The organism is Nostoc mirabile CHAB5784, assembly GCF_020829645.1.
GTDB lineage: Bacteria > Cyanobacteriota > Cyanobacteriia > Cyanobacteriales > Nostocaceae > Nostoc > Nostoc mirabile.
In genome coordinates, this window is record NZ_JAIVFS010000199.1 from 1 (window position 1) to 7615 (window position 7615).

Annotated in this window: 8 protein-coding genes and 1 pseudogene; 4 read left to right on the forward strand and 5 right to left on the reverse strand. The window is 43.0% G+C overall.

The features are described 5' to 3' along the window. Positions 1–64 precede the first annotated feature (64 nt). Both LC653_RS43630 and LC653_RS43635 read right to left on the reverse strand, forming a co-directional pair. The gene (locus LC653_RS43630) at positions 65–481 is read right to left on the reverse strand and encodes a hypothetical protein (protein ID WP_229501485.1); all 417 of its coding nucleotides are present in this window, start codon (positions 479–481) and stop codon (positions 65–67) included. Between the two features lie 68 nt (positions 482–549). Continuing rightward, complete coding sequence (locus tag LC653_RS43635) at positions 550–870, reverse strand: hypothetical protein (protein ID WP_229501486.1); 321 nt, start codon at positions 868–870, stop codon at positions 550–552. 599 nt (positions 871–1469) lie between these two features. Between LC653_RS43635 and LC653_RS43640 the strand changes: the two genes are divergently transcribed. Beyond that, on the forward strand, positions 1470–2732 hold the full coding sequence (locus LC653_RS43640; RefSeq protein ID WP_229501487.1) for a DEAD/DEAH box helicase: 1263 nt from the start codon (positions 1470–1472) through the stop codon (positions 2730–2732). Positions 2733–2765: 33 nt separating this feature from the next. After that, positions 2766–4253 carry a Zn-binding domain-containing protein gene (locus LC653_RS47105; protein WP_308189246.1) on the forward strand — a complete coding sequence of 496 codons (1488 nt, stop codon included), beginning with the start codon at positions 2766–2768 and terminating at the stop codon, positions 4251–4253. Positions 4254–4500: 247 nt separating this feature from the next. On the opposite strand, the gene LC653_RS43650 is transcribed toward LC653_RS47105, so the two are convergent. After that, positions 4501–5061, reverse strand: coding sequence for a TetR/AcrR family transcriptional regulator (locus tag LC653_RS43650; RefSeq protein WP_229501489.1), 561 nt, complete (start codon positions 5059–5061; stop codon positions 4501–4503). A gap of 276 nt (positions 5062–5337) precedes the next feature. Here LC653_RS43650 and LC653_RS43655 point away from each other — a divergent pair, with 276 nt between their 5' ends. Next, the gene (locus tag LC653_RS43655) at positions 5338–5745 is read left to right on the forward strand and encodes a DUF6463 family protein (protein ID WP_229501490.1); all 408 of its coding nucleotides are present in this window, start codon (positions 5338–5340) and stop codon (positions 5743–5745) included. 246 nt (positions 5746–5991) lie between these two features. Continuing rightward, complete coding sequence (locus LC653_RS43660; RefSeq protein ID WP_229501491.1) at positions 5992–6411, forward strand: DUF2267 domain-containing protein; 420 nt, start codon at positions 5992–5994, stop codon at positions 6409–6411. A gap of 82 nt (positions 6412–6493) precedes the next feature. Here LC653_RS43660 and LC653_RS43665 read toward each other — a convergent pair whose 3' ends face one another. Continuing rightward, entirely contained in the window at positions 6494–7099 is a 606-nt protein-coding gene (locus LC653_RS43665) for a hypothetical protein (RefSeq protein WP_229501492.1), read from the reverse strand. A 154-nt stretch (positions 7100–7253) separates the two neighbouring features. Next, a pseudogene (locus LC653_RS43670) lies at positions 7254–7615 on the reverse strand (hypothetical protein); the annotation flags it as partial.

A 7615-nucleotide genomic window follows, 5' to 3' on the forward strand; every position in this document is an offset into this window, starting at 1 on the left:
ATAGCTAGAGAAGAGAAATTACCTCTGCTTGCTTCGTTGGGGTTGGAGCAGCGCAAGCACCAATTCAAACTTGAAAGTACTGCTGTAAAATCGGGTACAAAGAAGCAGCGATCGCCTCAAACTTATCGCCATCGGGATAGGGTCTAGCAATTCCCTCCCCGTCTTCGTTCGACCAACTCTGCATGAATGGAGTATATTCAAGTGATAAAATTTCAGTCCGCCACCAGCCCGATAATGCAAGTTGTCCAGTAGACCAAAGCAGCCAAAAATCAACTCTCTTGTTGCGGCAAAAGTCATTTATTGGATTGGAATAGGGGCGATTCTTAGAAGCGAAATTTTCGGTAAAATAACCTTGAAAATCAATTCTTATAAAATCTTTGTTAATTTCTGCTATTAATTTAAAGCGAGTATTAGGGTTATGATTGGCTGCTATTTTGCTAACAGCAAACTCAAATTCTAAAGGTAGTGCCAATGAACTCATCAATAATAATCTTTCTCAAATTACACTTAAAGCATGATATGAGCCAAATTGTCCATAATTTCTTTTAGTCAAGCAGATATTCGTTGCATCACTTGCATCCTAACTGCATTTGCCGCAGCAGTTGCAATGTTTTCCCAGTCGCTATCAATCAGCAGAACTCCAAGCAACTGTCGCAAAATGTCAGAATTTTGGATAAACTCTTCCCCATACAGGTCATTTTGCATCAAAATACCTTCAAGCGTTGGTAATACAGATGCGGATGGCGATTTTAGTCGGGATAACAAAAGCGGTCGCGCAACAACAACCGCAGCTTCTTCTCCTACTCCTAAATTCCACTCTCCCAGGAGATGGCGGATTTCGCGGTTGAGCGAGACACGCAGTTGCGTCATTCTACCCAGCAAACCAGGATTTTTCAATAATGCACTTATAGCTATTGCGGTAAGTACACCCTACTTACCTAAAATTCCCATTGCAGAGCAATAAAGTAAAACCATACTACGGCAAATCCTGTGACGACGACATTAACGCAATTAAGAGTGTTCCAAAAAATAAATGATCCAAAACCTGTCATTGCGAGCGAAACGAAGTTAAGCGTTGCAATCTCAAAGTCTTTGCGATTGCTTCATTACGCTAAAGCGACCTTCGCTTCGGACAATTGGGCATTTTTTTACTTAGAGTACTCTAAATAATTAGATTTATACTTAATAAGTGACAAATATCTTTTGGTAGCAAAATCTAGATTTGTGACCAACGATAAACCAACCGACTACGCTGCCCTTATCCGCGCCGCCAACCAAACTGTTCCAGAACCTCCCGAATGGTTGACCGAATAATTCGTAATTCGTAATTCGTAATTAATAATTAATTCATTAAGGGTACAAGCCCCTTAATTTATTAATGAAAAAAATAAATTTATTCATTATTCAAGCCCCCACCTTTAGGTGTGGGGTAATAATTACGAATTACGAATTATCAATTACGAATTATTTTGACTACTGGCAAACACGTTTACTCCCCTGAATACGGAGTAGGCGAAGTCATGGCGTTGTTAGGCAGACGGTTGATTGTTAAGTTTGTTGAAGAGGTTAACCCGACTCAATTTGGCGATTGGGAAGAAGCGATCGCCCTTGGCTCAATTCAATCAAGTAACACCAACTTGGTTTCTTCGAGCAATGTTGTAGAAGAAACCAATACTGCGGCCGCAACAGTTTCCGAACGCATTCAACAAATCCCCCACCTAGCGTTTCAGTCTGTCGCTCAAGAATTCATTGCAAGCATCACGGCGGTGGATATCAAAAATGCTAACCAAGGGATAGTTCACCCCATACCCAGCGATTTACCGCCTGCTTTACGTTTGGCATTGCAGAATAACGGTATTGACAGAATTTATTCTCACCAGCTAGAAGCACTGACAAAGTTACGTGCTGGGTTTGACTTGAGCATTACTACCCCTACAGCAAGTGGAAAGACGCTATGCTATAACCTCGCTATCCTCGAATCATGTCTAAAGCAACCGCAAACAACGGCATTATATATTTTCCCACTTAAGGCATTGGCCCTTGACCAAATGCGAAAATTGCGATCGCTCGTCAAGGCAATGCCCAACAACCGCATCAAACTCGCATTAATGACGGGAGATACACCAGCCAACGAGCGGCAACACTTGTTTATTCCCAATCCTCCCAACATCTTGGCAGTTAGTCCCGACTTGTTACACCACTATCTTTACAATGTGCGACGACGAGATGAGGGAGAAGGATGGCGGCAGTTTTTAAGACAATTACGTTACTGTGTAATTGACGAAAGCCACACTTACATTGGTGCTTTTGGCGCACACTTTGCCAACCTGATGCGGCGGCTAAGGTTAGCAGTTGATGCAGTTGGCGGCAATTCTCAAAGACTGCAATTTATCTGCTCTAGTGCCACAATTGGCAATCCCCAAGAGATGGCATTGCGCTTCAGTGGCAGAATCCAGCAACCTCAAAGACTACACTTAATTGAACGCAGCGGCGCTGGTAGTGCAGGACGTACCTTATTATGCCTTGCTCCAAATAGTGCTGCTAATGTCGAAGCTTCCAAAATTGTAATTTCCTGGTTACAGCATAACCTCAGTGGGATTGTCTTCTGTAACTCTCGTGCTGCTGTCAAAGGTTTACTAGGGTTAATCCAAAGGGAAACACAACGCCTTGGCTTAAGTTATTTAACAAGCAAGGTGGCGGTGTTCTACAGTTCCTTGACAGGCGATGTCTGACGACAAGCCGCTTCGCGTCTACGCCGTCGAGAGATTATCCAAAAACTGCAAGCCGGACAAATAAAGGTGATTATTTCTACTTCTTCTCTGGAAGCTGGAATTGATTTACCAGAACTAGACTGTTGTTTGCTTCGTGGATTTCCAGGTAGCCTCATGTCATTTTGGCAACGAGTAGGGAGAGCCGGACGCAAACAGCATGGACTTGTAATCTATCTACCCTTGGGACAAAATCCCATTGATGTATTCTACGCTCGGCATCCTCAACAGTTACTATCGGGAGAAGTTGAATGTGCTGCTTTTAATCCAGACTATCCAACAATTCTAGGTAAACATTTAGAATGCGGCTGCATTGAAAGTAGTCTGACTTTAAAGGAACTCAATACCCGTTTTGGAAAAGCTGCCGACGCAGTTGCAGGTTCTCTTTTACAACAAAACAAAATTTTTCTCAGTAATAATGGAAAACTCTGGGGAAGGGGTTATCCCCACAAAGACATCAATCTCAGAAGCAGCGCTCAAACTTCAATTACCCTAATTGAGAAGCATACGGGCGAAATCTTAGAAACTATGTCACTTCCCCTTGCCCATCGGGAGGTATTTCCTCAAGCAGTATATATGTTGCAATCGGAAAGCGGCGAGTTAGTAGCCTACCGCAGTGAAAGTCTAAATGAAGAGAAAGGAGAAGCGTTACTAGCGTTTTTAGGTAAAGATACAGATTTATTTACTGAAGCCGAATCAGAATTAGATATTCAGCCACTTTCTACACTGGCAGAGTCCAAGATCATCCCCACTAAAATCAAAGATGCTCGTTTACGTTTAACCCTTGTTTGGGGAGAAATTACTAATTCTGTTACAGGTTATCGGTTGATGAAACGCACTTATGGAATGACTTGTAAAAACCAGCGTTGTGCTAACTACAAAAAACCGCTTGAAGGGAAAAGCTGCTCCTTATGTAAGCGTTCTCTAAGTTCGGCTGAAGTCACAAAACTTCAAAAAGAAGTGGCATTTGAGGAGCCATACGTTACAAAATACCAAGCACCCTGCGTACTAGTAGAAATAAATGAACCTCTACAAAAGGCACTGCAAGTACAAGTCAACAAATACAAACAAGAAATTATGACCTCAAATGGAGGTGAAGTTCCTGAACAATATCAAACATTGTGGACTAGTAGTGCTGAAGTAACGGCAGTGCATAGCATCCAACACCAGATAGTAAAAGCTGTACCGCTGGTAGTTTTATCCTCCAGCCTAGATGTGGATGGAATAGTCACGCAAAAAGAGAGTAGAACAATTGGCTACTTTTTTGACACTTGCTCTGGTGGTAATGGAGCAGCAGAAGCTATCTTTTCCGACTTGCACAATTTTGCTGCTAAAGCATACGCCCTAGCAGCTGAATGTGATTGTGAAGCAGGTTGTCCAAGGTGTCTACATTCAACCGGGTGTCCGCAGCATAATGAAGCACTGCATAAAAATTTGGGTTTGTTTTTGTTGGATGCCATAAGCCAAGCGGCACAGAACACCTAGAATTATACGGAACAATTCCATATAATTCTCCCGTGAAGGGTGGTTATACGGAACAATTCTGTATGATATCTCAATGGGAACGTAAAAAAGAAATTTTCCGTATATTCAGACACGAGGTAGTTGTAATACTTGATATATTAGGATTTAGAAAAAGATTATATAGAAACTTTCCGTATAATAAATAGTTGGGCTGCTTTACATCTCGGTGAGGACGGTGCTTCGATATTGTTTGTGGAGCATTTGATGTTCAATCTCGACGTGTGAGAATAATGTGCTCAAGTCGCACTCCGGCTAATCGTTCTGATTGATTAGTTCGAGTGCCTAGCGTGTATTCGCCAATTAGCGAGTAGTAAGCCATCCGAGCGCGCACCATCGCTTCAAATGACGTAAAGCCAACTTCTAAAAATAAATCTTTTGTGTAACCCAAACGACGCTGATCAACTTGATTCAGCACGGCAGCGGCTTTAGAATCATTGACTGCCCAAGCTCGAATCGCATTTTCCACCTGACCATCATCTTGAATCGCTAGTTCAAACAAGTGAAGCAACTTAGCACAGGCATCACCACCCGCCGCTTCAACTTTCTGAATAATACCGTCAGTCTCTCGGCTGACCCAATCCTGCAAAATTGCTTCTAAAAGCTCCTCGCGGTTTTTAAAATGCCAGTAGAAGCTACCTTTGGTGACATCCAGCAATTTGGCAAGGGGTTCCACTCGCACTGTTTCAACTCCGCTTTCTGCTAGAACCTTTAGCCCTAAGTTAATCCAGTCCTGTCGTCCAAGCTTTGATATCTCATTCTTTTTAACCATACGGCGGCGTATTGACTTTGTGCTCTGTGGACACTAATATATAACCATACGGCAGCGTATCTAAGAGATGATAATGGATGCCTCAAGGAAAGCATATGATCTTCGCGCTCTTCACAATGCCTGTCAGCAAATACATTTCAGACTCAGAGACTTTGTTCGTTTAGTTTTTGTCTTCGGATTGTATTTACTATCGGCTGACTGAGATGCGATCGCATCTCAGTCGTCTCTTAGACAACAAGCGGTATCACTCGCTTTAAAAATCAAGGAGATTTTCCCATGTTTGTTGCACAAAATAGAACGATTCCTCTACTTCGAGTCAGTGGGTACTGGCTAATTGCAATCAGCGTAATTCATGGACTAGGTGACATTTTGTATTATTTTGAACCTTGGTCAGATATTCTTCGTAATGGCGTATTCAACGCCGTAGATCCTCACTTTGATCGAGGTACTGCCTTTTGGATGTTGATGTTAAGCCCATTAGTTTTTGCTTTGGGTCAATTGTGTTGTTGGGCGCAAGAACACAATGTTCGATTGCCCGTTTTTATGGGCTGGAACCTACTGATAACCTCGGCATTTGGCGCATTTCTCATGCCAATTTCGGGGTTTTGGCTATTAATCCCTCCGTCCTTGTTGATGCTGGTTGAGTCGCAGCGGCATAAGAAGTCAGCAGGAAACGCGGCGTAGCACTGCTTTAGATTGTGTGCCAAAGCACAGCCCAACAATTCGGTTGCAGCGGACGGTCGAGAGCCACTAATGCAGATGCAGAGTGTATCTGCCGCCGCTGAACCGAGACGTTAGACTGCTCAAGTTTTCCTGAACTCACCTGCGAACCTAACAGTGACCGTCAGGGTTAAATCACATGGGGTTGTTCAACCAGATAAAACTTTAGGTATAGTTTTGTGCAGTTGCAATCAGCGGGAGCTGATGAATATGCCCATACCATCCGAATATCAACGCGCCTCGCTTGACTTCGAGAAGTTCTTGCTGGATGCCCGCGAAGCCTCTGGTTTAGTCACGACAAATCAGGTCTATACAATGGTGCAAGGAGTCTTGCAGACCTTTCGCCGTCGGCTCACACTTCCAGAAGCGATTCACTTCGCTGGAGTTCTTCCACCTGTGTTGCGATCTATATTCGTCGCGGACTGGGATACAGATGAACCGCGCCGCAGCTTCGGAGATCGAGTAGAAATGACCCAGGAAGTGCAGTTGTTACGTGCAGATCATAACTTTGCGCCCGATACAGCCATTCGAGCCACCGCTGTAGCGCTCAGGAAGAACATTGACGAAGCACGACTCGATAGTGTGCTGGCTAGCTTGCCAAGCGCAGCCCGTGACTTTTGGCATCCGTAGCTGCCACTGTTACTAGATAAGGTACGATTGCATTGTATAGCGACAGTTAGTGAGCGATCACTGCATAACAACGCTTATTTCATTAGTTCATGCTATCAAGTCTTACTTTGCTCAGAGTATTGAAATAACCAACTAGTTTATCAGGCATTATTATATGAGATGCACCGTAACTTGGTAACAAATTATGTTCAATTTTATCCTTGTCTAAAATATTTAATTGCATAATACCTTTACGACAAAATATATCAAAATCAATCGGCTCAACTAAACCACTTGTAGTAATTTCAATTGAATTTAATTCCATTGCCAGTTGCTCTATACTTGCAAAATTCTGCGACCACGGGTTGCCCATTAAAAATAGCCTTATCGATATTGCCTGTGGCTGTACTTTCACAATATCAAGTAATGTTCTCGTAACGGCATTCGGTTGTAAGTAATCTAATACTCCATGAACCGAAACTAGCCGCAGGCTATTAGGAGCGTAAAGTTTTGTCAGTTCTAGTTCTGCTAGATTGCGATCGCAAAAATAATTTAACTGTAGGTTTGGATATTGGCTGCGTAAAGCTAAAAACTTTTCTGGCGGATTAGTAGCAATGTCGTAACAGTCGATTGTCGGAAGTTGGTAGCGCCTTAAGTCAACTCCCTCAAAACCAAAAAAAACTTCACGTTCGGCAAAACCTGCACCCAAGATAGCTGCACTATCACCATTACCCGAAAGAATCGCTTCCAGGTGAGGGGATAAACATTGGGGGTAAGTTCTAAAAGCCTAGCTCGACTAATTTCTAAGATATTGCCACTGCCCTTATTTTCTAGAAATCTTACACTCATAAAACCTCGTTATATTATGAAATAACCTTGGGACGACTGATTAGGGTGATATCTTTACCTTCGCCCAAACGGTACACTTCTGTGCACCCGCCAACATCAATTTCAAAAAGCGCCCACGGTGCCAAAGGATTAATTTTTGGGAGATTGGTTGTTGCTTGGTAAGTAATTTCAAACCCCACTCCCCCATCTTGCTTGAACATTCGCAAAAAACATTCGTAGTCTCTAGCGTGCCAAAAATCAGTCGTTCGGCGACGCACCACATCTTGTGAGTCAGAACTCATCGCCCGCGCTGCTGATGCGGACACGATTAATTGCAAATTGTCAGACATTCGCGTTAAGGCAAGTTTCTTGTCTGGGTTTGAGAATATTTCATCAA